18 protein-coding genes are annotated in these 25,685 nt (G+C 32.1%); 6 read left to right on the top strand and 12 right to left on the bottom strand.

The annotated features are described in order from the left end of the window. Nucleotides 1-20: 20 nt before the first annotated feature. Nucleotides 21-749, bottom strand: coding sequence for a T9SS type A sorting domain-containing protein (locus tag Q0857_RS08990; RefSeq protein WP_298534049.1), 729 nt, complete (start codon nucleotides 747-749; stop codon nucleotides 21-23). A 287-nt stretch (nucleotides 750-1,036) separates the two neighbouring features. Here Q0857_RS08990 and Q0857_RS08985 point away from each other — a divergent pair, with 287 nt between their 5' ends. Further along, a complete protein-coding gene (locus Q0857_RS08985) occupies nucleotides 1,037-2,413 on the top strand; it encodes a hypothetical protein (protein WP_298534046.1) in 1,377 nt (458 codons plus the stop codon). Between the two features lie 82 nt (nucleotides 2,414-2,495). Here Q0857_RS08985 and Q0857_RS08980 read toward each other — a convergent pair whose 3' ends face one another. From Q0857_RS08980 to Q0857_RS08965, 4 genes are all read right to left on the bottom strand, one after another. After that, on the bottom strand, nucleotides 2,496-3,953 hold the full coding sequence (locus Q0857_RS08980; protein ID WP_298534043.1) for an oligosaccharide flippase family protein: 1,458 nt from the start codon (nucleotides 3,951-3,953) through the stop codon (nucleotides 2,496-2,498). Further along, on the bottom strand, nucleotides 3,954-5,231 hold the full coding sequence (locus tag Q0857_RS08975; protein WP_298534041.1) for a glycosyltransferase family 4 protein: 1,278 nt from the start codon (nucleotides 5,229-5,231) through the stop codon (nucleotides 3,954-3,956). Nucleotides 5,232-5,295: 64 nt separating this feature from the next. Then, a complete protein-coding gene (locus tag Q0857_RS08970; RefSeq protein ID WP_298534039.1) occupies nucleotides 5,296-7,728 on the bottom strand; it encodes a YfhO family protein in 2,433 nt (810 codons plus the stop codon). A gap of 31 nt (nucleotides 7,729-7,759) precedes the next feature. Next, nucleotides 7,760-8,044, bottom strand: coding sequence for a DUF4834 family protein (locus Q0857_RS08965; protein ID WP_298534036.1), 285 nt, complete (start codon nucleotides 8,042-8,044; stop codon nucleotides 7,760-7,762). A gap of 133 nt (nucleotides 8,045-8,177) precedes the next feature. On the opposite strand from Q0857_RS08965, the gene Q0857_RS08960 reads away from it, so the two are divergent. Then, nucleotides 8,178-9,203 (top strand): transporter, encoded by a 1,026-nt coding sequence (locus tag Q0857_RS08960; protein WP_298534034.1) that lies wholly within the window; start codon nucleotides 8,178-8,180, stop codon nucleotides 9,201-9,203. Between the two features lie 31 nt (nucleotides 9,204-9,234). After that, nucleotides 9,235-10,356, top strand: a complete 1,122-nt coding sequence (locus Q0857_RS08955) for a GNAT family N-acetyltransferase (protein ID WP_298534031.1) — start codon at nucleotides 9,235-9,237, stop codon at nucleotides 10,354-10,356. Between the two features lie 51 nt (nucleotides 10,357-10,407). On the opposite strand, the gene Q0857_RS08950 is transcribed toward Q0857_RS08955, so the two are convergent. The 3 genes from Q0857_RS08950 to Q0857_RS08940 form a co-directional block, all read right to left on the bottom strand. Next, a complete protein-coding gene (locus tag Q0857_RS08950) occupies nucleotides 10,408-11,667 on the bottom strand; it encodes an aminotransferase class I/II-fold pyridoxal phosphate-dependent enzyme (protein ID WP_298534028.1) in 1,260 nt (419 codons plus the stop codon). A 239-nt stretch (nucleotides 11,668-11,906) separates the two neighbouring features. After that, nucleotides 11,907-12,947, bottom strand: coding sequence for a PLP-dependent cysteine synthase family protein (locus Q0857_RS08945; protein ID WP_298534025.1), 1,041 nt, complete (start codon nucleotides 12,945-12,947; stop codon nucleotides 11,907-11,909). 79 nt (nucleotides 12,948-13,026) lie between these two features. Beyond that, on the bottom strand, nucleotides 13,027-15,165 hold the full coding sequence (locus Q0857_RS08940) for a S9 family peptidase (RefSeq protein WP_298534022.1): 2,139 nt from the start codon (nucleotides 15,163-15,165) through the stop codon (nucleotides 13,027-13,029). A gap of 73 nt (nucleotides 15,166-15,238) precedes the next feature. Here Q0857_RS08940 and Q0857_RS08935 point away from each other — a divergent pair, with 73 nt between their 5' ends. Continuing rightward, nucleotides 15,239-15,562, top strand: a complete 324-nt coding sequence (locus Q0857_RS08935; RefSeq protein ID WP_298534018.1) for a YbaB/EbfC family nucleoid-associated protein — start codon at nucleotides 15,239-15,241, stop codon at nucleotides 15,560-15,562. Between the two features lie 7 nt (nucleotides 15,563-15,569). Here Q0857_RS08935 and Q0857_RS08930 read toward each other — a convergent pair whose 3' ends face one another. Further along, nucleotides 15,570-16,589 carry a low specificity L-threonine aldolase gene (locus Q0857_RS08930; protein ID WP_298534015.1) on the bottom strand — a complete coding sequence of 340 codons (1,020 nt, stop codon included), beginning with the start codon at nucleotides 16,587-16,589 and terminating at the stop codon, nucleotides 15,570-15,572. A gap of 401 nt (nucleotides 16,590-16,990) precedes the next feature. Between Q0857_RS08930 and Q0857_RS08925 the strand changes: the two genes are divergently transcribed. Together Q0857_RS08925 and Q0857_RS08920 are read left to right on the top strand one after the other, a co-directional pair. Then, nucleotides 16,991-17,305: a Sir2 family NAD-dependent protein deacetylase gene (locus Q0857_RS08925; protein WP_298534011.1), complete on the top strand. Its 315-nt coding sequence runs from the start codon at nucleotides 16,991-16,993 to the stop codon at nucleotides 17,303-17,305. A gap of 58 nt (nucleotides 17,306-17,363) precedes the next feature. Then, a complete protein-coding gene (locus tag Q0857_RS08920; protein WP_298534008.1) occupies nucleotides 17,364-17,510 on the top strand; it encodes a hypothetical protein in 147 nt (48 codons plus the stop codon). A gap of 22 nt (nucleotides 17,511-17,532) precedes the next feature. On the opposite strand, the gene Q0857_RS08915 is transcribed toward Q0857_RS08920, so the two are convergent. The 3 genes from Q0857_RS08915 to Q0857_RS08905 form a co-directional block, all read right to left on the bottom strand. Beyond that, a complete protein-coding gene (locus tag Q0857_RS08915) occupies nucleotides 17,533-19,266 on the bottom strand; it encodes a hypothetical protein (protein WP_298534006.1) in 1,734 nt (577 codons plus the stop codon). Between the two features lie 5 nt (nucleotides 19,267-19,271). Beyond that, a complete protein-coding gene (locus tag Q0857_RS08910; RefSeq protein ID WP_298534003.1) occupies nucleotides 19,272-21,749 on the bottom strand; it encodes a sulfatase-like hydrolase/transferase in 2,478 nt (825 codons plus the stop codon). A gap of 159 nt (nucleotides 21,750-21,908) precedes the next feature. Then, nucleotides 21,909-25,685: a glycosyltransferase family 2 protein gene (locus Q0857_RS08905; protein ID WP_298534001.1), complete on the bottom strand. Its 3,777-nt coding sequence runs from the start codon at nucleotides 25,683-25,685 to the stop codon at nucleotides 21,909-21,911.

The raw sequence follows: 25,685 nt of genomic DNA, 5'->3' as shown, positions 1-25,685 counted from the left end.
TATAAAGTATAATTGGATTATTATTTAACAAATTTTAAGAATCCGTTCTCAGTTGTTAAAATATATAAACCAGATTTTAAAGAAGATAAGCTAATTTCATTAGAAACAGCTCCTTTTAAAACTCTTCTACCAGTTAAATCATATACTGAGTAATCTCCTTCTACTTGGTTGTTTACAACAACAACATCTCTAGTAGCATTGTAAAACGCAGATAATTTTGTTTTGTTGAAATCATTTGAGCTTAAAATATCTTCTGTAAGCTCCACTACATAATTTAAATATGTTTCTCCATCAGCATTAGTTCCTACAATTTGAAGAATGTAAAGGTAACCAGCTACATAATCAGCCGTATTTTCTACAGGTCCGTATCCTGCTGGAATAGTTACATCAATATTAACAGCTCCATCTGTAAAATCACCTGCTGTTAAAGTAGCAAGAACCGTCTTGTTGTCAGACCCCCAGTCAAGAGGAGCATTACCAAATCCAACTCTAGCGAAGCTCACCTCTAAAGGATCACCCACATTAGGGTCAGTTTCATCATAATCTGTAATATCAAGGTTTATTGTTTTGGTAGAATTATCGAATGAATAGTTAGCTACACCTCCCCATGGGTAACCAGCAAACCTATCAGATAAAGAAGAGGCCTGATAAACATCTCCGCTATTCATTGAAACACTGTACTGAGCAGTTACACTTAAGGTACTAACCATTAGTCCTAAAGTAAAAAGTAAAGAAGTAATTTTTTTCATAATCTTATTATAAATTTAGTTATTAATTATCCAAATGTAAGTTTTTTTTCTGGAATGTTTTCAAAAAACCTACTAGACATTAACTAATCATCTATAAAATTCACAAAAAAAATAACTTGACTATACCTAGACAAGTGCTTTTATCTCATATATAAATAATAATTTAAATTCCTCAAGTTCTTTTTGATGTTATTATACTTATTCTTAAAAAACTCACGCAAATCATTCTCAAAATTTTATGGCACGCTGTTTGTATCTACAAAATCGTCACCATAAAATCTATTATTATGAATACATCACAAATCTACCATGCACAGCTATTTACCACAAATAGAATATCAAAAAACTTATTCTATTTACTAGTAAGTCTTGTATACGTTTTTTTAAATACACAGGCTAATGCTTTCAACTATGAAGAGAATTATTTAAATACTTCTTATTATAACAAAAACGGCAATTCTTTCATTTTTATTGAAAATGGTATTGAATTTTCTGTATTTAGAGATGGACAGTTTGATTTTAACATCCTCGACAATAATGCAAACCTAAATATTTCGTTAAACACTCGAAACGCAAACTTTAGCTTTAATACCGGATACAATTATAACAGTTATGTACAGTATGATGAGTACGGCGCCATCGTTCAAATACAAAACATTCCTGTATATTACGATGATTATGGCCGTATTATTCAAGCGGGAAGCGTAAACTTATATTATAACAACTACGGCTATGTTTCCCAAATTGGAGGGCTATATGTGAATTATAATCGCTATAACAGATACACCTACTGTACCGGATACATAAATAGCTATAACAGATTATATGTTTACAGACCTTGGCATAATTACTATTGTGCGCCCTCATATCAATATGCAGTAGTATACAACAGACCTTATAGAAGATATTATTACCCAGTAAGATACACTTACTGCAGACCTTTCTATAATAACTATAAACCAAGAACCTCAATAGGCGTTAGACGCGGGAATACGGTTTACAGAAATAGAAACTATGCAACAGTTAATAGAAATAAACGAAATGCAACTACTATAAATAGAAATACCAGCCCTAGAAGATCTGTTACGCAGGGCAATGCTATAAATAGGCATGATGCCACTATAAGCAATACTCAAACTAAGAGACGTTACACTAGTATGAGCAGAAACAACAACCCTACTCTCAACAATAAAAGCGGTAGACGAGTAAATACCGCAATAAATAGAACCCTAGCAAATGAATCTACTTCTTTGAAAAAGCAAAGTAATAAGGTTTTTAAAAGAAACTCTAGAGCTATTTCATCAAACAACACGTTTAAAAACAACATAAAAAAAAGAGTTCCAAATAATACTCAAGTAAGACACACTAAAAAAGAAAGACAAAACGTTAATAACGGAAATAAAGTGTTTAGAAATTCTAATCAGAACACAAGCACTCAGAAAACCCGATCGTTTCAAAAACCAAATAGTTTAAAATCTCGTACATATAATAGAAATGATAATAAAACTAGAAGTACTCAAGTAGCAAAACACACTGTAAATAAGCCTAGAACTATACAAAAAGGTAAAGTTTCCAGAACAATACATAGTAACAGCAGAAGCGTTTCGCAAAATAGAAGTAATTCTAAAAACAATACAAAATCGACTCCTAGAAGACGATTGTAACAATTTTGGTTGGTTAGTTTGGAAAGCCCTGCAATATGTCTGCCTCAAAGCAACATTGCGGGGTTTTTCGTTTTTAAATGTCTTACTTTAATCTTAGATATTTTTTTATTTCAATATTTATATCTTCTGAAAAATTAAACTGATATATCGCAAATACATATACACTAGTAATTAGTAAAGATTTTAAAACAATATTTACAATAGGATGAAATGGGAAGTCCCAGAAATAAAATACAATAACACTCGCAAGAATTAACCCCCCAGTTTTTAAAGTACAACTGGTAAACGGAAATACCTTAAACTTCCTATAAACAAAATACAGCTTAATGCTATTGTAAACAAAAATTGCTAAAAACGTAGCTAATGCTGCTCCATTAATCCCTAACCATGGTATAAAGATTATATTCAGAAGAACCATTAAAACAACCAAAACAACCCCTAAAATCAATACTATTCTATAATAATCGCTATTAAATAAAATCGCATTATTACTTCCCAATACAGTATCATATAGCTTCGTAACACTTACTAGAAACACCACAAACAAACCACCGCTAAACTCATCTGGGATTATAAAATATAATTGATTAATATTAAGTATTATCAATAAAAATATAAAACCGCCAACAATAAAAAGGTTTATCGAACTTCGTTTGTACAGATCTTCTAAAGCACTATAATCCTTATCATTTAAGTACTTTGCTGATAGAGGCATTAAAATTTGATGCATAGACCGCTGTGGCACAGCTATAACCGTAGCAATAAAAACAGCCACATTATAATAAGCTATTTGCTCAATATTTATATAATAGCCGAGCATCACCTTGTCCACATCTAAAAGAACAGTAGCTACAGAACCCGCAATAATTATAAGAAAGGAATACTTTAGCACCTCTCCCATATTATTAATTTTCTTAAAGGTCAATTTTGGAAATTTGACACTAAATGCATAAAACATCATTACCAACATTCTCAAAATGTACACAACCACCAATCCAGTCATAAACCGCTCGACATCAATTAATTTAAAATGTAACAAGAAAAGTAAAACCATTGCTCCCACTCTATGAAAAACTTCTTTCAAAAAATTCCCAAAAACAGTTTGCATTTGAACTTTTGCCCATGCAAAAAACACTTCAAAATAGGCAAGTGCTACGGCCACACATATGGTATGCCATAAATAATTTTTAATAATTTCATTCTTTTGGGAAAGAAAACCAACTATTGCATCGTAACTCACATATGTTATTAAAATTAGAGGAACTATAATTAACATAGGTAACAATAGCATTAAAGTCAAAAAACTATTAAGCGACAACCTGGTTTTAAAAGAGGAATAAAACTTCACTAAAGTATTGTGAACTCCAAATGCCATTAGAGGCATAATAACAAACGCCAAAGACAGCATATACCCTACCATCCCATAATATTCATCACTTAAAAATTCAGTATACAGAAAGAGCGTATTAATTGCTCCAATAAAAAAACCCAAGTACGTGGAAATAACATTTTTAAAGGATTGGGAAGCAACTATACCCATTTATAATAATTTTGATAGTGATTTTGTCAACGCCTTTCTATGGTACTTTTGCAATCCTATTGGATAAGCCTGCAAGTTACCAGACTTAAAAGCCTTATAATGCTCTAAGATAGTACTTTTTAGGGATTCGTAATCATCGTAATTGAAGTAGTTTCCCGTGTTTGTTTCTATTAATATGTTCTCCACATCAGTGTCTTTTGGACCAATTCCTATTATTGGTCTACCAGAAACCATATATTCAAATAATTTACCCGGAATAATACTTTTAGTATCATTTGAATCTATCTCAATCAACAGAAGCAATTGTGATTTTTTTTGATACGCAATTGACTCTTTGTGTGATACATAACCAACATTATCAACACAATCACTCAAATTGAAATCTCGCAAAGAATCAAGAACACTTTCGCCTACTACACCAACAAATCTCAAAAGAAAATCCTTCTCAAACTGAGGATCCTCAACTATCAATTCACTTATAGCTTTCCATAAATTCTTTGGGTTTCGTTTTGAGAGTAGTGACCCAATATGAGAAATTGTAAACTTTGAGTCTATGGCGAAATCCGTAACCGACTCATTATCATAACCATTTGTTATAACCTCTATGGGTTTGTTAGTTCTTTCTTGAAACCCCTTCTTCGTATTAGAACTAGTTACAATTATTTGATCTGCAAAATTTAAAACCTGCTCTTCAAAGGCTTTATGCTTTTTTACTGAACTTTTAGATAACTTTAATTGTTTATGATAACCAATAGTTGTCCAAGGATCTCTAAAATCTGCCAACCAACGCAGGTTGAATTTTTCCTTAAGACCTAAACCTATAAGATGTACGCTATGCGGTGGTCCAGTTGTAATAATAGCCTGAACACCTTCTTTCTTAATAAATCCCGACAAATAACTAATGGAAGGCTTAATCCAACCAATTCGAGCATCTGGTATAAAAAAATTACCTCTAACATACAACATAAGCCGTTCAATTAGAGATTGCTTTTTAAGATCAGAAATAACACCTTTAGAGATCGTGTTTGATGACTTTTTGGATAAAATTGACGCCCACTTATAAGGCTCTTTTATAGGATGTTTAATAACATTCAATTCATTTGAAACTTCTAAAACAAGACTTTCGTCAATTAAAGGATAATTAGGGTTCTCAGGAATAAAAACTATAGGTTCTACATCAAATTCGGGCAAATATTTAACAAACTTCAACCAACGTTGAACTCCCGGACCTCCCGCTGGAGGCCAATAATAAGTAATGATGAGTACTTTTTTTTTCATTAAAATTAAATCGATGAAAGTTGAATTTTAAACAATCGGGCATACATTTAATATTACCCCTAATCTATTTCCTTTTCTTAAATTCATAAAAAAGCGCAGAAAAAAACAACATTCCAAATAAAATTGAACTAGCAAGAGCAATATTACTTCCCGTTTTCACGACATCAGGTTCAAATTTAAATTCAATACTATGATTACCGGCAGGGATTGGCATGCCTCGTAATATATAATTAACTCTCATATGATAAACTTCTTTTCCATCGATAAAAGTTTTCCAGCCATGACCATAATATACTTCCGAAAACACTGCAAATCCTTCATTTGAGTTCCTCGTGTTATACTTCAAATAGTTTGGTTTAACTTCAACTAAATCAATTACCGCCAACGAATCTACACTATAACTATTTTTAATAGTATTGAAGTTTTTAGTTTTATTATGAGGAAAATACACAGCCTTTTGCTTGGTATCTAAACTATCCAAGGCCAATATTTCTTGGTTGGCAGAACCAACTTTCTCCAACTTTTTTACAAACCACGCGTTCCCATTAACTTGATCGTTTTCATACGGAAAGGCGTTTCCTTCTTCGTCTTGTGCTACAATATACTTCGTATTTAACATACTAAGCACGTTAATATTATTTTTAGCCAAATAGAAATCAAAGACTTCCCTGTAACGCCTTAATTCGGCAGCATTGTAACCATTTAGTGAATTATGAAAGTATGATGGTTTTGAAGGCCCCGAAACCAAGTCATAAACTTTATAATGTGATTTATCTTTTAAGATATACTTATCAACTTCGCTTGCTTGAAAAGGCTTGCTCATTTTTACTCCCGATACAAAATCATCATTATTTACATATCGCCTATCAACACCAACCAAATCGAAAAGAATTAAAACACAAAATCCAACTATGACCCACTTTTCCTTTAGCTTATCACGCAAAAACATAAAAATGGTACCTGCAGATAGTAATACTAAAACTAAAGTACGTATCGTATCTTCGGTGAAAATTGTTTTTCTATCTGCTTTTATAGCGTCAACATAACCTTGCCCATAGTTTTGACGATAAAATCCATCATTCACACCAACAAATTCAAATAATGAAGACTTAAACAATAAAAACACTAAAGCCAAACCTCCGGTTATAGACACTGTATATTTTAAAGCTTTCAGTTTATCTTCTTTTTTCTCAAAATCATTAAACAATCTTACTAATCCAAAAATTGCTAAGGCAGGAACACATAATTCTAGAATAATCTGGATAGAACTTACCGCCCTAAACTTGTTATATAGCGGTACGTAATCAATAAAAAAATCTGTTAAAAAAGTAAATGGCTGATTTTTCCCATAGGAAAGTAATAATGACAACAGAGCACCCCCTACTAACCACCATTTTAATCTGCCTTTCACCAAAAACAATGCATAAACAAACAAAAACAAAACTACGGCACCCACATAAGCTGGAGCTTCTACTATAGGCTGATCGCCCCAATACGTTGGTGTGCGCTTAACTTCTTGAGCCGCTTGTGTAGTTGTTGCTCCTAATTTTCTAAAAGCTTCATAAGTAGCAGAATCTTTCCCAACATCTTCATAGCTTCCACCTCCCATAAATCGAGGAATAAACAAATTAAATGTTTCAACAATACCATAACTAAATTGTGTAATGTATTCCTTATCTAATCCCGAAGTTGCTTCCTTTGGAGAACCATCTGGATTTATGGTCAGTTCACTCTTACCACGTTTACTTTCTTTAACATACTCATTCGTAGCTAAAATGTTAGTCGCATTTAAAGCTATGGACAAAACCACCGCGCCAAAAAGAACTCCTATAGATCTAAAAAAATGAGGCAACTCCTTCTTTTTGTAGGCGTCTACCAAATAAGCAACTCCTAGCACAATAACTAATAGCAGTAGATAATAAGTCATTTGAAAATGATTGGATACCAACTCCAAGCCCATAGCTATTGTTGTTAAAAAAAAACCTCCGATATACTTTTTTTGAAAAACTAAAATCATACCACTTAAAACCAATGGTATATAGGCTATAGCATGTGCTTTACTATTATGACCAACCCCAAGAATAATAATCAAATACGTGGAAAAACCAAAGGCTAAAGCCCCTAAAGCTGCTAGTTTAAAATCTACTTTTAAAACTAACAAAAACACATAAAAACTTAATAGATATAGAAATAAATAATCTGCTGGCCTAGGTAAAAACCTAAGTGCTAAATCCAATTTTTTGATATAATTATGAGGATATCTAGCTCCTAATTGATATGTTGGCATGCCTCCAAAAGCACTATTCGTCCAGTAAGTTTCTTCACCTGTTTCAGCTTTAAAATCCTTTTGTTGCTTACTCATCCCTATATATTGAACTATATCGTTTTGAAATATAGCCTTCCCTTTTAAAACTGGGTTAAAATATACTAATGAAATAATTACAAAGCCCAGCAAAACAAGAATATGAGGTAGTAATCTTTTTATTGGAAATGACATGAAAAAGTTTTAAAAAAAATGATGCTGGAAATTAGTCAATTTCTTCGAAATCCACATAGTCTCCTACGTCTTTATTTGAAGATTTAGTTTTAGGTATTTTATCAATGGTTACTTCACCTTCTTTTTTTGAATGATCTTGCCTAGGTGCTTTTTGAAATTGCCCAAACTGATCTCCAAACTTTTGTTCAGCTTTTTTAGCAACAAACTTTAAAAGAAATGGCATAAATAACCGAGCTAAAATTTTAACTCCAAAATAAACCAAAAGTATAATAAGTATCATCCTAACAAGACCTGTTGCAGATGCATATTGTAACATAACTATAATTTTAAAACAAAAATACAATTCTCAATGTTTAAAAAACGTTCTAAACTTATAAAAAAAGTATAAAATATCTATATTTGAAGAGCCTTAACTAATCAAATTGAAGAGGTGTTTTAATCAATTAATTATGAGCTCCTTAAAACCTAAAATCTTTTGTCTTTTATTTTTATTTAGTTTTCAAGGGTTTAGCCAATACACCGATGTTATAAACTCAAATAGACCAGGGGTTTCAAGAAGTGCCTTTTCAGTAGGGACCAATGTGGCTCAGATAGAAATAGGTCCTTATTCTGTAAAAGAAAAAAGAACCCCAGCCACGCCATATGAAGTTTCAGGGTTTGGTGTAGATTTTACTGCTCGTTATGGATTACTATTAGAGGAATTAGAATTAAATATTGAAGGAACATATCAGAACGACAATAAATCGTTTCCTTTAAATCAATCTACAGAAATAAATCGTGCTAATTTTAAATTTTTAGCTTTCGGCGCTAAATATTTAGTTTACGATCCATTAAAAAAATCAGAAGAAGAAAAGCCAAATTTGTATAGCTGGAAAGCTAACAGACAGTTTAAATGGAAATCGTTAATTCCAGCTGTTTCTGTTTATCTAGGCGGTAATTATGATTCAGATACAAACCCGTATACCGCTCCTGGTATTGAAGGGTTTAGTCCTAAATTTATGATTGCGACCCAAAATAATTTTGCAGGAGGCTGGGTATTTGTAATGAATTTAATAAAGGATAGAATAGGAACCGATCAATCAGATTTTCAATACATATTAACTTTAACCCATTCTTTCAGTCCAAAATGGGTTATCTTTGGCGAAGCACAAGGTATCAAAAGCGATTTTTATGCAGACAATCTTTTTCGATTTGGAAGCGCCTACTTGTTTGGCAAAGATTTTCAACTGGACGCCGCTTTAACATTTAATACCAAAGATACACCCTCTGTTTTTAATTTTGGTGTAGGCGCATCTTACAGACTTGATTTCCATAAAGACAAGGAAATAGACAATGGTATTACTGCTAAAGAGGAAGGTGAGCGACAAAAAAACAAAAAAGGAAGAAAAAGAAAACTAAAAGATGATCTCAAAGGTGATACCGATGAGCCTGTTGAAAAAAGAAAAAAACGAGAAATAGATTTTGATGATGATTAAATTGAACTAATCAAATTCTATTAAATAATTTATGATAACATTAAAAAAAGTAGAATCTAAAAAAGATTTAAAAAGTTTTGTAAAGTTTCCTTTTAAACTTTACAAAGATTCTAAGCAATGGACACCACCTATAATTTCGGAGGAAATTAACAGCTTCAATAAAGAACAAAACCCTGTTTTTAAATATGCTGAAACTAATATATTCCTTGCTTACAAAAACAATGAAATTGTTGGTAGAATTGTTGCCATTGTCAATTGGGTTGAGGTAAAAGAACAAAAAGTTAAGAAAATGCGCTTTGGGTGGTGTGATTTTATAGATGATCTAGAAGTTTCTCAAGCACTTTTTAACGAAGTTGAAAAAATAGGAAAAAGCCATAATTTAGAATTCCTTGAAGGTCCTGTTGGGTTTTCTAATTTAGATAAAGTAGGAGTTGTTACAGAAGGATTTGATACCATTGCCCTTATGGTTACCTGGTACAATCATCCATATTATGCAAAACACTATGAAGCTGCTGGTTATAAAGTTGAAAAGGAATATGTGGAAACAAAAATCCCATTCACTAATATAAACAAAGATGTTTTCTATAAAACTCAGGACCTCATAAAAAGAAGATATAAACTAAGAGCACTTAACTTCACAAAAACAAGTGAGGTTATGCCTTATGTAAATGAAATGTTCGAGCTTTTTAATCAAAGCTATTCATCACTTCCCTCCTTTGTTCCAATAAGCAATGAGCAAATTGAATATTTCAAGAAAAAATTCATCAGTTTCATTAATCCTGAATACATCAAATTTGTGGTTGACAGTAATAATGAATTAATTGGATTTGCTATTGTTATGCCTTCTTTTGCAAAAGCTTTGCAAAAATCAAAAGGAAAATTATTTCCATTTGGTTTTACGCATATATTGCGTGCAAAGAAAAGCAGTAAGGATGCTGTTTTTTACTTAATTGGTGTTCGTCCTGATTTTCAGAATAAAGGAGTCCACGCCATAATTTTTAATGAGTATCATGATTTATTTATTGAAAAAGGTATAAAAATGTGCTATAGAACACCTGAGCTTGAAAACAACGAGGCAGCGCGTAAAATTTGGAGGCATTTCGCTTCTGAAACTTATAGAAAACGAAAAACATTTAAAAAAGATATCGTATAAAAAAATCCGATTCAATCATGAATCGGATTTTTTTTATTACAATACTAAAAATTATTCGCCCATGGCAGCCATCACAGCTGCAGACAAACGCTTATATGTTCCATTCTGTAGTCTTTCTCTAATCGCATCAAATGCATTAAGCGTTTCCGTTACATCCTCTAATGTATGTGTTGCCGTTGGGATAAGTCTTAATAAAATCATCCCTCTTGGTATCACAGGATATACAACTATCGAACAAAAAATCCCGTAATTCTCACGCAAGTCTTTTACTAATGCCATAGCTTCAGGAATACTACCTTTTAAATATACTGGGGTCACACAACTTTGTGTTGTTCCAATATCGAAACCACGATCTTTTAAACCTGATTGCAAAGCATTAACATTCTCCCATAACTTATTTTTAAGTTCGGGCATTGTTTTGAGCATATTTAAACGCTTAAGCGCGCCTTCTACTAATTGCATTTGCAAAGATTTTGCAAACATTTGAGATCGTAAATTATACTTCAAGTAATCAATAATCTCCTGATCTCCAGCAATGAAAGCTCCCGTACTTGCTAAAGATTTGGCAAATGTTGCAAAATACACATCAATATCATCTTGCACACCTTGCTCCTCACCAGCTCCTGCTCCTGTTGCTCCTAAAGTTCCAAAACCATGCGCATCATCAACAAAAAGTCTAAAATTAAATTTCTTCTTTAATTCTACAATCTCTTTTAAACGCCCTTGCTCTCCTCGCATACCAAAAACACCTTCAGAAATAACAAGTATACCTCCTCCAGTTTGTTCTGCCATTTTAGTAGCACGCTCTAAGTTTTTCTCTAAACTAACAACATCGTTATGTTTATAAGTAAAACGTTTTCCCATATGTAAACGTACACCATCTATAATACATGCATGAGCATCAACATCGTAAACAATAATATCATCTTTAGCAACTAAAGCATCAATGGTAGATACCATACCTTGATAACCAAAATTTAAAAGGTAGGCTGCCTCTTTACTTACAAAAGAAGCTAACTCATCTTGAAGCTTCTCATGTAAATGTGTATGACCAGACATCATTCTTGCTCCCATTGGATACGCAGACCCATATTTAGCTGCTGCTTCTGCATCAACCTTACGAACTTCAGGATGGTTTGCTAAACCTAAATAATCATTAATACTCCAAGTAATAACGTCCTTACCCTGAAACTTCATACGATTAGAAATTTCTCCTTCCAATTTAGGAAACACAAAATATCCTTCAGCCTGAGAAGCCCATTTACCTAAAGGTCCTTTATCTTTGTAAATTTTATCAAATAAATCTTTCATTTATTAAAAATCTTATTGCTATTAATTTTAAGACGTCAATCTGGTAATAATTAGAACAATTTAATTACATAAAACATGTTCAAAAAACAATTCAAGAAGTCCATCGTTAATTCGTGCAAAATTAATTATTTATCTGTATTGAGCATAATTTTTAACCCTCAATTATCGATAAAATAAAAAAGAGACTAAATTTTACTGTATTAGCAAAATCTAATCTCTTTCCATACAATTCGTTTTTTCTATTTTATGTACTGAATACTCTCTGCCGCAGCTTCATTTACGCTATCGAAAAATCCTTGATCTTCCATCCATTTATCGCTGTATACTTTACTCATATATCTCGCCCCATGATCAGGATAAATCACAACTACAAAATCATCTTTCTTAAAACGATCTTCATCTCCCAATTGCAACAAAGCTTGTGTTACTGCACCTGAAGTATACCCTACAAACATACCTTCTGACTTTGCTATTTCTCTTGCAGTATGCGCACTATCCTCATCTGTTACCTTAACAAACTCATCTATCAAATCAAAATCTGTAGCGCCAGGAATTAAGTTTTTACCTAAACCTTCTATTCTGTAAGGATAAATTTCTTTTTCATCAAACTCTCTAGTTTCATGATACTTTTTTATCACAGACCCAAAAGCATCAACTCCAATAATATTAATGTTAGGGTTTTGCTCTTTTAAATATTTCGCAGTACCAGAAATAGTTCCTCCAGTTCCACTGCAAGCAACAAGGTGTGTTATTTTACCTTCTGTTTGTTTCCAAATTTCTGGACCTGTCGATTTATAATGAGCATCAATATTTAATTGATTAAAATATTGATTAATATAGACTGAACCTTTTATTTCTGAATGTAATCGTTTTGCTACTTCATAGTAAGATCTAGGATCGTCTGCGCTCACATGTGCAGGACATACATAAACCTTTGCACCCATTGTTTTTAGCATGTCAATCTTGTCTGGCGACGATTTAGAACTCACAGCCAAAACACAATCATAACCTTTTATAATACTTACCATAGCTAAACTAAAACCAGTATTACCAGAAGTAGTTTCTATTATAGTATCACCTGGAGAAAGAATACCTTTCTCTTCGGCTTGTTCTATAATATGAAGTGCAATTCTATCTTTTGAGGAATGCCCTGGGTTAAAAGATTCTACTTTTGCGTAAAAAGTACCTTTAAACTTAGAAGCTATTTTATTAAGTTTAACAAGCGGAGTGTTGCCTACTAAATCTAACAAACTATCAAATACTTGATTTTTTTGTTTCATAAAAGCTTTTTTAAACCACCGTTTTTTAACAAAACACAGTGATGCTTAAAACCGGACAAAAATAAAACATTTTTTTTTATTAACCATGAATTCCCTCTAAATCTAATAAAAACGCATACTCCATGGCTACTTCTTTCAAACTCTCAAAACGTCCTGAAGCTCCTCCATGCCCAGAATCCATGTCGATATGTAACAACAGGGTGTTCGAATCAGTCTTTAATTCTCTAAGTTTAGCTACCCACTTAGCTGGTTCCCAATACTGAACTTGCGAATCATGAAGTCCTGTAGTTACTAACATATTAGGATATTCTTGTTGTTTAACATTATCATAAGGAGAATATGATTTCATATAATTATAATAGTCTAGTTCATTGGGGTTTCCCCATTCATCATACTCCCCAGTAGTTAAAGGAATTGTATCATCCAGCATAGTTGTTACAACATCAACAAAAGGTACAGCAGCCAAAACTCCACGATACAACTCTGGATTCATATTAATAATAGCTCCCATAAGCAAGCCTCCCGCAGAACCTCCATAAGCATGTAAGTGTTCTTTGGAAGTATACTTCTGCTCTATTAAATATTTAGAACAATCAATAAAATCTGTAAACGTATTTTTTTTTGTAAGTAGCTTTCCGTTTTCGTACCAATCTCTTCCTAGATATTCGCCGCCTCTAACATGCGCTATAGCATATATAAATCCTCTGTCTAACAAACTCAATCTTATACTTGAAAATGAAGGATCTATAGTAGAACCGTAAGAGCCATACGCATACTGCAATAAAGGGCTTGTACCATTAAATTGAACCCCTTTTCTATAAACTAACGAAATAGGTACTTTAACTCCATCTCTTGCTGTGGCCCAAACTCGTTTTGAATTATAATTCTCCTTTTTAAAAGCCCCTCCTAAAACCTCCTGTTCTTTCTTAATTTCTGTTACTTTGGTTTTAAAATTATACTCTTTAATTGAACTAGGCGATATGAGACTATTAAACCCATATCTCAAATCGTTACTATTAAAGTCCGGATTATTACCAATATAGGCTGTATATGTTTCTGAATTGAATGGCAAGTAATAATCTTCTTCCCCATCCCAACTAATTATACGTAATTTATTAAGTCCATTTTCTCTTTCATTAACAACCAAATAATCTTTAAAAATCTCAATGTCCTCAATCAAAACAGATGCTCTGTGCGGAATAACGTCCTCCCAATATGCTTTTTCTGTTTTATTTACGTCTGTTTTAGAAACTTTAAAGTTTGTTGCTTTATTAGAATTAGAAATAATATAAAATTTATTCCCATAATGTGCTATATTATATTCTAAACCATTTACTCTTTTTTGAAAAACAGCAAATGCCTCATCGGGAGTATCTGCATTTAGAATGCGATATTCTGAAGTCAAGGTGCTTGAAGCTCCTATAACAATATACTTTTTAGATTTTGTTTTATAAACAAAAGTATTAAAGGTTTCATCGGTCTCATGATATACCTCCAAGTCTGCTTCGCTTGTAGTATGCAATTTATGTTTAAAAATTTTATGAGATCTAAGCGTAACTTCATCTTTCATAGCATAAAACAATGTTTTATTGTCGTTTGCCCATGTTGAACTTCCTGTTGTATTTACTATTTTATCAGAATAAACTTCTCCTGTTATTAAGTTTTTAATTTGTATGGTATACTGCCTTCTGCTAACAGTATCAGTAGAAAATGCAGCTAAAGAATTATCGGGACTTATAGAAATACCACCAAGATTAAAATAAGCATATTCCTTAGCCATTTCATTACAGTCAAACAAAACTTCATCTTTAGCATCTATAAACTCCTTTCTTCTTAAATATATGGGGTAATCTTTGCCCGATTCGTATTTGGTAATGTACCAGTAGCCATTAAGTTTATATGGTACCGAAGAATCATCTTTCTTTATTCTGCCTTTCATCTCATCAAACAAATCTTTTTGAAAGGTTTCTGTGTGCTTTAAACTGTGCTTTGTGAATAGGTTTTCGGCATTTAAATGATCAATAACTTCAGTGTTATCTCTATCATTCAACCAATAGTAATTATCAATTCGAGTATCATTATGGATACTTAATTCTTTAACTTCTTTCTTTGCTACTGGTGCCTGAATACTTGCTACCTTTTGTGTCATTTCATCAATTTCTTTACAAGAGTTGTCAAAAATAAAGTTTACAAACAAAATAATTAGATATTTTCCCATTTTAATAAACGATAACCTACCAAATTTAGATCAATATTTAATAATTTTGTCATAAAACAAACCTTTAGATATTATGTTCGGAGATATGATGAATATGATGGGGAAACTTAAAGAAACCCAAAAGAAAGTTGAGGATACTAAAAAACGTTTAGATACTGTTTTAGTTGATGAAACTAGTAATGATGAAAAACTTAAAATTACATTAACAGCAAATAGAACAATAAAATCTATTACAATTGCTGATGATTTACTAGATGATAAGGAACAACTTGAGGATTACCTAATTCTTACCCTAAATAAAGCTATAGAAAAAGCTACAAGCATTAACGATGCTGAACTAGCCGCTGTGGCTAAAGAAGGGATGCCAAATATCCCAGGGATGGATATGTTTAAATAGTAACTGTTTAAACCATCTTTTTTAGTTCGGTCATTAAATACTCATGCATATTATTTGTGTAATCCCTATGCGTTACCATACGCAACTTACCACTACCCATACTAATAATGTGAATATTTTTATGAGCTAGCTTTTGAGTGAATTCATTTTCATCAACAACATCATGTAATTCAAAAATAACAATATTGGTTTCAATGGGTTCTACAGATTTAATAATTCCCATGTTATTCAAAGCAGCCCCTATTTCTTTGGCCCTTAAGTGATCTTGACTAAGTCTCGCAATATTATGATCAAGGGCATATAAACCTGCCGCAGCCAAATAGCCTGCTTGCCTCATATTACCTCCAAAAGTTTTTCTTATTCTTATTGCCTGTTTCATTATTTCCGAATCTCCAACAAGTAGAGAACCAACAGGACACCCTAGGCCTTTACTTAAACAAACAGATATAGTATCAAACGCATCGCCATATTGTTCTGTAGTTTCATTTTTTGCCACAAGCGCGTGCCATATTCTTGCACCATCCAAATGAAAGCCTAATCGGTTTTGCTTACAAACATTTTTGATGTCTAATATGGTCTCAAAATCCCAGCAGGCACCGCCACCTTTGTTCGTGGTGTTTTCAATTTCCACTAAACTTGTTTTACTGTAATAGTAAGCATCTGGATTTATCGCATTCAAAACCTGATCGGCATTAAACATGCCTCTATGTCCGTCAATTAATTGACATGAGATCCCACTATTAAAAGATGCGCCTCCAGATTCGTAATTACAGATATGCGCATACTTATCACAAATAACTTGATCGCCCGGATTGGTAAGAAGTTTCAAAGCTGTTTGGTTTGCCATGGTACCGCTAGGAAAAAATAATGCAGACTCTTTGTTAAACATTTTAGCAATTCGTGATTCCAATTCATTTACAGTGGGGTCCTCTCTAAAAACGTCATCACCAACTTTAGCTTGCATCATGGCTTCCAACATGGCTTTTGTTGGTTTTGTTACGGTATCACTTCTAAGGTCTATTTTCATATATCTGGCTATGTCTAATTAATATTTCTATTTACTTTGACTACTTAGTCAAACCTAACGAATATAATTTTTAAAAAGATAATTTGGCTTAAAAATAGCATTAAAATCAGGGATAATAAATTTACATAGTTTTCTTTCAACCGTTTTATCATTTTCTTTAAGTTCCAACTGGTTACTGTTAAAAACGCATTTATTTGTGGTGATTCTTCAACCCAAAAATAATTCCGGTTCAGTCCAAAATCTGTCTTCAAATGACCTATGATAGGTTTAATATCAGCTCTTCTTCTAAACTTATTATTTTTGGTTCTTTTTTGGTAATCTGTATCTCGTTTTAATCATCTTTAGTCAAATGCGCTTATTTTTGTGTTATTAATCTCTTTTTATCCTTAATCCCTCTGAAGTTGAGACCTGTCAGATTTTTAAAACTTGATAGATTTGGAATACCAATTAGTCTTGAACTGCTTATATTCATTAATATAATATCATGTTACAATTTTCCTTATGTACTTGATCAAAATATAGATAATTTACATGAACGTACAGGCAGCTCACATGTAATTCATTTACACGGCGAACTGCTGAAAGCAAAAAGTAGCATTAATGAAATGGATGTTTTCAGTTGTAAAACCGACATCCTTTTAAACGATGTGTATAAAAAAGGATATCAGTTAAGACCTCATATTGTTTGGTTTGGCGAAGACACACCTTATATTTAAACGGCTGTAGGCATTTGCCAAACCGCTGATATTCTGATGGTTATAGGTACATCCGCAGATGTATCCTGCCGCGAGCTTAATGGACTATGCCCCCGAAAACACACCCACCTATTTTATCAATCCAAAACCTAATATGAACTTAACTTTTGTTCCTGAAACGGCTACGGTTGGGGCTAGAAAATTGATTGATTTATTAACTATTTAAATCGTGGCAGTCTTTTTAAATATTATTCTTCGTTTAGCGTATTTATAAAAAGATTTAAAGTTGCTTTGGAAATACTCCAATCTGGAGGTTTAATATCTCCCCAAGCTTTTGGAGTGTCTGACATGTTGAAATAATTAGCTCCAATAACCTGTGTTTCATTTTTTAAAATTTTTGCTGCATTTTCTAACCACTTCGTCTGATAGTCTTCTGGACCTTTAACTCCAAATTCGGTTATAAAAATGGGTTTATCTATAAACCTCATTCTTCTTTTTTTCATTTTAAAAATTTTCTCAAAGGACAATTGTTTATTCGGGTTTGTTATATTTTTATCGGGTAGGCCATATATCGCAAAACTAATAACATCTACCACATCAGAACCAGGCCAAAATTCAATGGAACCTCTATCTCCTGCTGGCCCCCAAACTCTTTTTATATTTCGCGGCAACTCTGCTTTAAAAGACATAAAATACCTAAATGATTTAATATATGTTACAGGGTCTTGACTTTGCCATGGGTATCTTATAATAGGGATTTCCATTTCATGAGCATAACGCAAATAAACCTTATTAGATGTTTTTAAAAGTATTGCATATAGTTTTTCAATGTCTTTATCGTAATTATGCTTCAATACATTATTGAGCACATCCATATCTTCAATACCAAAGGGGTTTCTAAAAGGTTCGAACGTGACAATAATATCATGATTTCTAGACAAAACCGCTTTAAAACGTTTCTCAAAATTGCCATTTTCCAAACTAGAAAAATCGACAAAAAGATGCTCTACAGAAACAGCTGTTTCAGAATTAAGCAAATTATTGGGATCATAGAGACCAAAACCAAAGGCATTAATATGATCTGCTCTGTAGGTTTTTTTACTTGTTATAAAATTTGCCTTAGAATAAACAACTTCTCTTTCTGAATACACTTGATTTTTAATAGAATCGAGAATATCCGGACTTATAGTTGCTTGATCTTTATCAGACGAGCCAAATACAAAAATAGGCTTATCTATAAACCGCAACCGATGAAGTCTTCTAAATAGGTTGTAATATGTCGAGGTATATTTTGGGTAATAATTTATAGGTTTTTCAGATTCAGGAGATAACACGACCGATGCTACATCAACTTGATCACAATCAGGATAAAACTCTAGAACCCCTGGATATCCAGCTCCGCCAAATATGTGCTTAACCTGAGGCGCGTGGGTATTCGTTAAGCTTGACAGATACTCAAACGCTTTCTGATAGGAAATAAGGTGACCTTGCCATGGAAAAGTAATACTAGACACCTCCATTTCAGGATTTAATCGAAAATAGACATTGGGTCTATGCCCTATAATCAAGGTACAAAACTCCTTAAAAAATGCATCGTACTCCCCTGTATATAAAGACTCCATTTCATCATTCTTAAAAGAAAGATAGCCATTTATACCCCATGTCTCTATAGTAAATATTAAGGGGATTTCGGGATTATCAATACCTTCTATATCTGCTCTATCTATTGGAATACCTGATGACGAAACGAGCTTGATTTTATAATGAACTGATTTTTGAACCAAGCGCGAATCCTCAATATCATTAAACGAAAAAATAGCGAGTAGATCTTCATCGTCCTTCTCAATGGTATTGTATAATCTAATAACAAGTAAATGCTTTAAATGATACCTATATTTATATAAAATAGACGTGCTACAAAGAAGCAGTAAGAAAAATACAATGAATAATTTCTTCCCATGTTTAACTATCTTTTTTAACATCTGTTTTAGTTTAGTAAATCTTTATTCACAAATTTAACCTGATACTGAATCCAAGACGCAACACGCCTTTTAGCCTGAGATATTTCAGGCTCTGGAATTCTATCACTAATATTTACTTTTTCATCTGGATCATTCAAAAGATCAAATACCTCAACCGTTTGTGATGTTTCATTAAATATAAATTTTTTATTTCCTTTTCTATAGCCAAATAAATAATCTGAGAGAGTCGTAAAGAAAAAAGCTTCGTCCTGAGTTGTAGAGACAACATCTCTACCTTGCCATGTTGGCGGTGTTACAATATCTAATAATGATAAAGTAGTTGATGCGATATCTTTCATAGACACCATATCCTCCCGTTGTTCTCCATTAAAAAATAATGGATTTATGAAATACAAAGGAATCTTAACATTCTCTTCATATATCGTGGAGGCATGTCCGTGATTATTATGTTGATTAAATGCTTCGCCGTGATCACCAGTAACTACGATTAATGTCGATTCAAATAATTGTTTTTCCTTTAAAATCGCTATGATATCACCTATCATTCTATCACATTGCTTTATAGTATTTAAATAACGATTTAAATACAAATTATCGACATGAAAATCTTCTTCCTCTGAAGAAAAGAAATATGGATAATGTCCCTGAACGGTCCATATTGTAGAGAAGAAAGGGGCATCATTGTTATTTTCAAGCCAGGTTTCAAAACGATTGGTCAAACATAAATCATCAATAGCATCTCCTTCTTTATATATTTCTTGTTTAAAATTACGATTGCAACTAATCTTAGAAAAATCTTCAATCGTATCAAAGTTCCTGTGGTCTAAAAATTGTTTACCTTTTAAATAACTCAAATCAGCAGATGTAAAGAATGATGTATTATAACCCTGTTCCTTTAATAATGAAGATATTGTAGGGTGGCTAAAATCTGGTTTTTCATAAGTTAAGCACTTATAGGACACATGCGGATATATTGATCCCAGAAGTGCTACCATAGATTTCATTGTGGCTGGAGCATGTGCATAAGCATTTTTAAAAAGCAAAGCTTTTTCTGCATAAGCATTCAAATTAGGCGTAATATTATAATTCGCTCCATAAGCATCAAAATATTTTGCTCCTGATGATTCTAATATGATATAAATAACATTCTTAACCACCTTGGTTCTGTAATGTTTAATAGGGTTTAAAGGTGTTCCTTCGTTTGGCTTAAATATTTCATTTGTCCCTGAATTTTGATAAAGAAGCGAGTTCGTCTTTTTATTAGCTATAATAGAAGTGACCATAGCCAAAACAGCATTTTCAACTTTTCCGTTGGCATACTTTCTATCAATTTTCAATGAAGAAATCACTAAAAACACGAGCGCTACAAAAACAAGGATGCCAATAGAATATTTTAAATAATTATTGCCTGCTATAAAACGAACAGCATAATCTAATATTTTTGCCAATAAAAAAACACTTATTGAAATAGCCAATAAGTTAAAAAAAACAATAAGTGTTACGTTTTCTTTTAAAGCGTTTAGAGCATCTTCACTCCCTAAGAAATCAGCATAATAAAACCATTCATAGTTAAACGGTTGTCCCAATAAAATCACCGTCGAGATATTGGTGAAAGCAAAAAAAGCTGACAAAAATATGATAACCTGAAATACTTTAAAAATAACATTTTGATAGGTCTTATTTTGAATAAAAAACAATGGTATCACACCAATAAGAACCACAAATAAAACATATACAAAATCACTAAAACTAGCCTTAAAAAGAATAGTAACCTTTGACAAGTCATAAAATAACGTTTTTGGGTGGAGCTTTATAATTTCGCTACGTGCTATAATATGAAATAAAAACAAAGCTATTCCTAACAAAATCACTTTTCTTATTATCGAGGGGTTTTCAAAAGTTTTAAAAAATAATCTTTTTGAAAAATTAAGTATTAAAAGAAGAAATAATAAGGTTAAGAAAATAAGCCAACCAATTGGTACCAACAATGATGTTTTACTCGATTTATTTTGAGTATAAACCGCTTGAAACCTTGTTTGCTGGTTGTTATCAAAATTGATCCTGTTTTTGTGCCAATCCCATAAGTCCTGATACACTCCAGACGCATCTTTCAGTATCCAGAAACCATATGAAATATTAGAATTTTTGGGCATGGTAATCGACGTCATAAATTCCCCTTTTATGTTTTTCGACATAGGCATGTAAAGCAAATTTTTAAACACCTTTGCACCTTTATTCCAGCTTATTATATCAGCATTAGTGTACCCCTCTGAATACCAACAAAAATTAATCTCGCCAGATTTAGGCGCATTATAAACAATCTCTTTAGTTATTAATTCTTCACTAGACACAATATCTTTTAAAACATCTTGAATCTCATTTTCAAATACGGTCTTGTTTAGATTATAAGCACTCGTAATGACACAGCTAAAAGAGGTGGCATGGAAGCATAAAAAACATAATAAACAATAATATTTATTCAAAACATTCATTTCATTAGAATTCTAAAAACAGTTACAATTAAAACAAAGACGTATTTTATCAATTAAAAACAAAAAGCTCTTTTTATTAATAGCTTTAAAACTTGGTATAGCATTTAAAAATGTTCCTTTAAAATCATTTACTTTTTATGGCAAAATGAGTTAGTGATGTTCTGCTAACTCCATGTTAATTAAAGGTGTATGCAATTCAGTTCGCATTTGTCTAACCTTATCGCCGCTAATTACAGATAATTGCAATTTATAGCTATCGTGATTTTTAGGCACTTTTAACCTGAGTTTTGATGTTTTAGTCAGTTCCTTTAATGCTATTTCATTACCGTATTCATCGCATTTTAAAAGCGTCCATTCAAAATGAAATTTATCTGACAGTGAAGCAGGCTTCCATCCTGTTTCATTATCAAAAACCATAGCAGTATAGGTGTAATATTGATCATCATAAATTAATTGTGCAGGTTTTAAGATATTTATTTTTGGAATATTAAACGCTAACTCTTGATTAACATGTTGATTATAAACAGCATAGTAAGCAGATTTAAGGCGTCCCTTGCGGTCTATCAATCCGTCAAAACTTAATTTATTAATTTCATGCTTGTCTTGCCAAGACGCTATAAATACTGGGTAATTTTTCTCTAAAGTTTTAAACTTTTCAAGATTATCGTTTGATAATGAGCTTATAATATAATTAATTTTATTGTCGTCTAAGTACTTTGAAACCATATCAAAATAACCATCGTTTTTAACAACTAAACCAAAAACATCAATAGTATTTATTTGATTTCTTAGTTTGTTAAGATTATGAATTGTCTCCTTATTTACTTCAATATCAACAACTACAGGCCGCTCAGAATCAATTAATTTGATATTGATTATCAGTGCTTTTAACCAGTTTATATAGGCGGCGCTTTGATAAAGAATTTCAGGTTTATTAAAATAATCTTTTTGATTATATAATATATCATTTTCAATGTGCCATGATAGTATTTGATTCTCGTATTTATATTTTCTAATGGTTTCTAAAATATTATCAGATATTTCTTGTGTTCTCAGGGTGTCTTCAATAAACTTAATATCTTCATTTATCCAAAAACTATATGCTATTTTATAATTATAATTTTTACCAATATGCATTACATTATAATCGTATACAGCATTCCCCTGATATTTTATGGTATTTACACCTAACGCTTTCATTTTTTCAAAATCAGAAATAAGATTCTTCCTGTTTAAAATATGATAATCATTTTTCCAGTCGTAGCCTTTATTTAGGTTAACACCTGTAACTTTTTTTAAATGGAGTTTTTTTTGCTTATTTAGACTCTCTTTTTCTTCATGGGTATTTAAACTATTAAAAACATATTCTGGGACTTTTTTCTGCTCAAATAAACTTCTAGTAGACTGTTCTGATGCTGCTATCCAATCCAAGTACTGATTAGGTTTTTCTTCATTTGGCCAATTATTATCAACTTTACTATAAAAATAGACAATCGACTTAACCTCTTTAAAATCAAACTCAATACGTTCAATAGCCTCATCCACCCAATTTTGAGTAGCATCGTTAGATAATGAACCTAGTTCTGGTATCATTACGGGTGTAGCGGGTAACTTCACTAAAACATCATGAAAAGGTTTGTATATGGATTTAAAACTTTGATTTTTACCACTTCGGTTTAACGCGCCGTAATTTAAAACATTAACACCTATCCAGTCTACATATGCTTTTCCTGGGTAGAACGATTTAATATTTTCGGCTTTCCAAGGATTCCAAATCCATATTACATTATCGGCATTTTGGTTTTTAAAAATTTCATAAACATGTATCCATGCCTGTTTAAATTTAGTTTCTCCCGTCTTACCTTTTACATGCCACGGATAAAATGGATTATCAAATTCATGAGCAAAACGTAAAAACACAGGTTTCTCTAGAGCCTTTAATGTATTGGCAAAATCTTTAAGATAATTATCAAAAAAGCCTTCGTAAATATAATCATAAACATGCCCATCTTCTTTTGTTAAATCTTCTCTAAATGTATTTAACCAAGGTTCCCATGTAATAACGGGTAATGCTTGTCTATAATATATAGAATCAACTAAACCTTTAGGAAAACTTTTTTCAATATCCTTATCCCATGCGAGGTATAAAGAGATTAAATCGAACTTAGAATTTAGCGAGTTTCCGGCTTGATCTAATTCATTTAAATGAGTTAAACCATTGTCATATTTCGGATAAAAAACACCAACATAGTTTATAGAGGTTTTGTTTTGAGGTGAAGGCATGACACCTCTCCATTTCACATGCTCACCGTAATATAGCATTGCCACCGAAAGAAAAGAAACTATTACAACTAACGGAAGTGAAATTTTATTAAAAAATCTAAAAACAGCATCATTAATTTTTTTGGAGTATATAATCTTAGTATCTTCTAAATTTAACTTTATAGTTTTTGGTTTTTGATAGGCAAATACTAATGTAAAAAACATAAAAAAAGCATTCAAACATGCAAAGCCAGCCATAAAAATAGTAAACGGTGTAAAATCAATAGATAGCCCATATACTACAGCAACCAATGAGATGACTGCGACAAGAATATTTGGAATTAAAATTTTAAATTTGGTTAATTCGTGATCTTCTTTCGGAGTTGGTAAATAAGGAATTTTTTTTCTGAAAATAGTATAAACAAAACCTAATAAAAACACCCACCATGTAGAAATTAATAATAACCCCCCAATACTATGTATGCCTCGTTCACTTTTATTTAAAACCCATTTTTGTGAATACATCCGAATACTTAAAACGCTTATAACAACTGGTAGATATATGAGTCCGAAATTTATAATATTTCCTTTCCAAGGTAATGTGGCGTTAAATAATGACAAAATTGGTATTAGAAACCCAATGAGTAAAAACAAACCAGATAAATACCCCAGAGGTAAAATGCCATAATGAAGCTTTTGTCTCCAAGAAAATTTTCTAAAAAGCTGAAGAAAAGTAGTTACCAACAACTCTAAAGTTCCTCTAGACCATTTAAGTTGCTGCTTATAATAAGACGTGAGCGTTGCAGGAATCAAACCTTTGGTTAAAACGGCAGGTACATAAACCGATTTCCATCCCTTGGCATATAAGCGCATGGCGGTATGCATATCTTCAGAAAGACCTGCTGCATGACCACCAATAGAGTCTAGTGCTGCTCTTCTAAAAACACAATTAGCACCAATAGCATTAACGGTTCCGTAGGCATTCATGCCCATCATTACTGGTCCATAAAAAAGAAATGTTTGTTCAGCGGCTCCTTGAGCAACGTATGATTCTGACACATTATAATACCCTTGTACTGTTTGAACAAAGCCAATTTGATCATCTGAAAAGTAAGGTATAACCTCATCTAACAGGTTTGAGATAGGAACATGATCCGGATCAAGAATAAGACATATTTCTCCACTTGCTTGTTTTAAGGCGTTATTTATATTTCCTGCTTTGGCATCTATCCTATTATTTCGTGTAACGTGAATAATACCATGATCATTGCAAAAGTTCTTTAAGAATGTATCGTTGGCCTCATCACATAAATAGGTAGTATGTGGATAACTTATTTTTTTAATTGCTAATAGCGTTTGAATAATCATGTCATAAGGCTCCCCCGGAAAATAGGTAGTCAACACATCTACAGATAATGCCTTAAACGATTTTGGCTTAACAGGGATTTTAATACCCCAATAATGATACCATATATATAAGAGTCTTAAATTATCAAAAATCATCAATGAAGCTAGGCCACAAAAAAGTATTCCGCCCTGAATAAGTTCTGGTTTTAAAAACCAATAAAAGAAATTTACAATACTTAATACCCCAATAATAATAAAGACTCTAAGTGTAACAAGTTCTTTTTTGGTTGGTCGTTTTATCTTATTTTGATCTATCAT

It is taken from the genome of uncultured Algibacter sp. (genome assembly GCF_947495925.1).
Lineage (GTDB): Bacteria > Bacteroidota > Bacteroidia > Flavobacteriales > Flavobacteriaceae > Algibacter_E.
This window is presented reverse-complemented; position numbering and strand designations above follow the sequence as displayed.

What these genes read in the sequence shown, in the direction of transcription:
- Q0857_RS08935 (WP_298534018.1), top strand. Translation starts at nt 15,239, where the DNA reads ATGTTCGGAGATATGATGAATATGATGGGGAAACTTAAAGAAACCCAA.
- Q0857_RS08960 (WP_298534034.1), top strand. Translation starts at nt 8,178, where the DNA reads ATGAGCTCCTTAAAACCTAAAATCTTTTGTCTTTTATTTTTATTTAGT.
- Q0857_RS08905 (WP_298534001.1), bottom strand. Translation starts at nt 25,685, where the DNA reads ATGATAGATCAAAATAAGATAAAACGACCAACCAAAAAAGAACTTGTT.
- Q0857_RS08920 (WP_298534008.1), top strand. Translation starts at nt 17,364, where the DNA reads ATGTATCCTGCCGCGAGCTTAATGGACTATGCCCCCGAAAACACACCC.
- Q0857_RS08930 (WP_298534015.1), bottom strand. Translation starts at nt 16,589, where the DNA reads ATGAAAATAGACCTTAGAAGTGATACCGTAACAAAACCAACAAAAGCC.
- Q0857_RS08975 (WP_298534041.1), bottom strand. Translation starts at nt 5,231, where the DNA reads ATGAAAAAAAAAGTACTCATCATTACTTATTATTGGCCTCCAGCGGGA.
- Q0857_RS08965 (WP_298534036.1), bottom strand. Translation starts at nt 8,044, where the DNA reads ATGTTACAATATGCATCTGCAACAGGTCTTGTTAGGATGATACTTATT.
- Q0857_RS08940 (WP_298534022.1), bottom strand. Translation starts at nt 15,165, where the DNA reads ATGGGAAAATATCTAATTATTTTGTTTGTAAACTTTATTTTTGACAAC.
- Q0857_RS08945 (WP_298534025.1), bottom strand. Translation starts at nt 12,947, where the DNA reads ATGAAACAAAAAAATCAAGTATTTGATAGTTTGTTAGATTTAGTAGGC.
- Q0857_RS08950 (WP_298534028.1), bottom strand. Translation starts at nt 11,667, where the DNA reads ATGAAAGATTTATTTGATAAAATTTACAAAGATAAAGGACCTTTAGGT.
- Q0857_RS08970 (WP_298534039.1), bottom strand. Translation starts at nt 7,728, where the DNA reads ATGTCATTTCCAATAAAAAGATTACTACCTCATATTCTTGTTTTGCTG.
- Q0857_RS08980 (WP_298534043.1), bottom strand. Translation starts at nt 3,953, where the DNA reads ATGGGTATAGTTGCTTCCCAATCCTTTAAAAATGTTATTTCCACGTAC.
- Q0857_RS08955 (WP_298534031.1), top strand. Translation starts at nt 9,235, where the DNA reads ATGATAACATTAAAAAAAGTAGAATCTAAAAAAGATTTAAAAAGTTTT.
- Q0857_RS08990 (WP_298534049.1), bottom strand. Translation starts at nt 749, where the DNA reads ATGAAAAAAATTACTTCTTTACTTTTTACTTTAGGACTAATGGTTAGT.
- Q0857_RS08985 (WP_298534046.1), top strand. Translation starts at nt 1,037, where the DNA reads ATGAATACATCACAAATCTACCATGCACAGCTATTTACCACAAATAGA.
- Q0857_RS08915 (WP_298534006.1), bottom strand. Translation starts at nt 19,266, where the DNA reads ATGTTAAAAAAGATAGTTAAACATGGGAAGAAATTATTCATTGTATTT.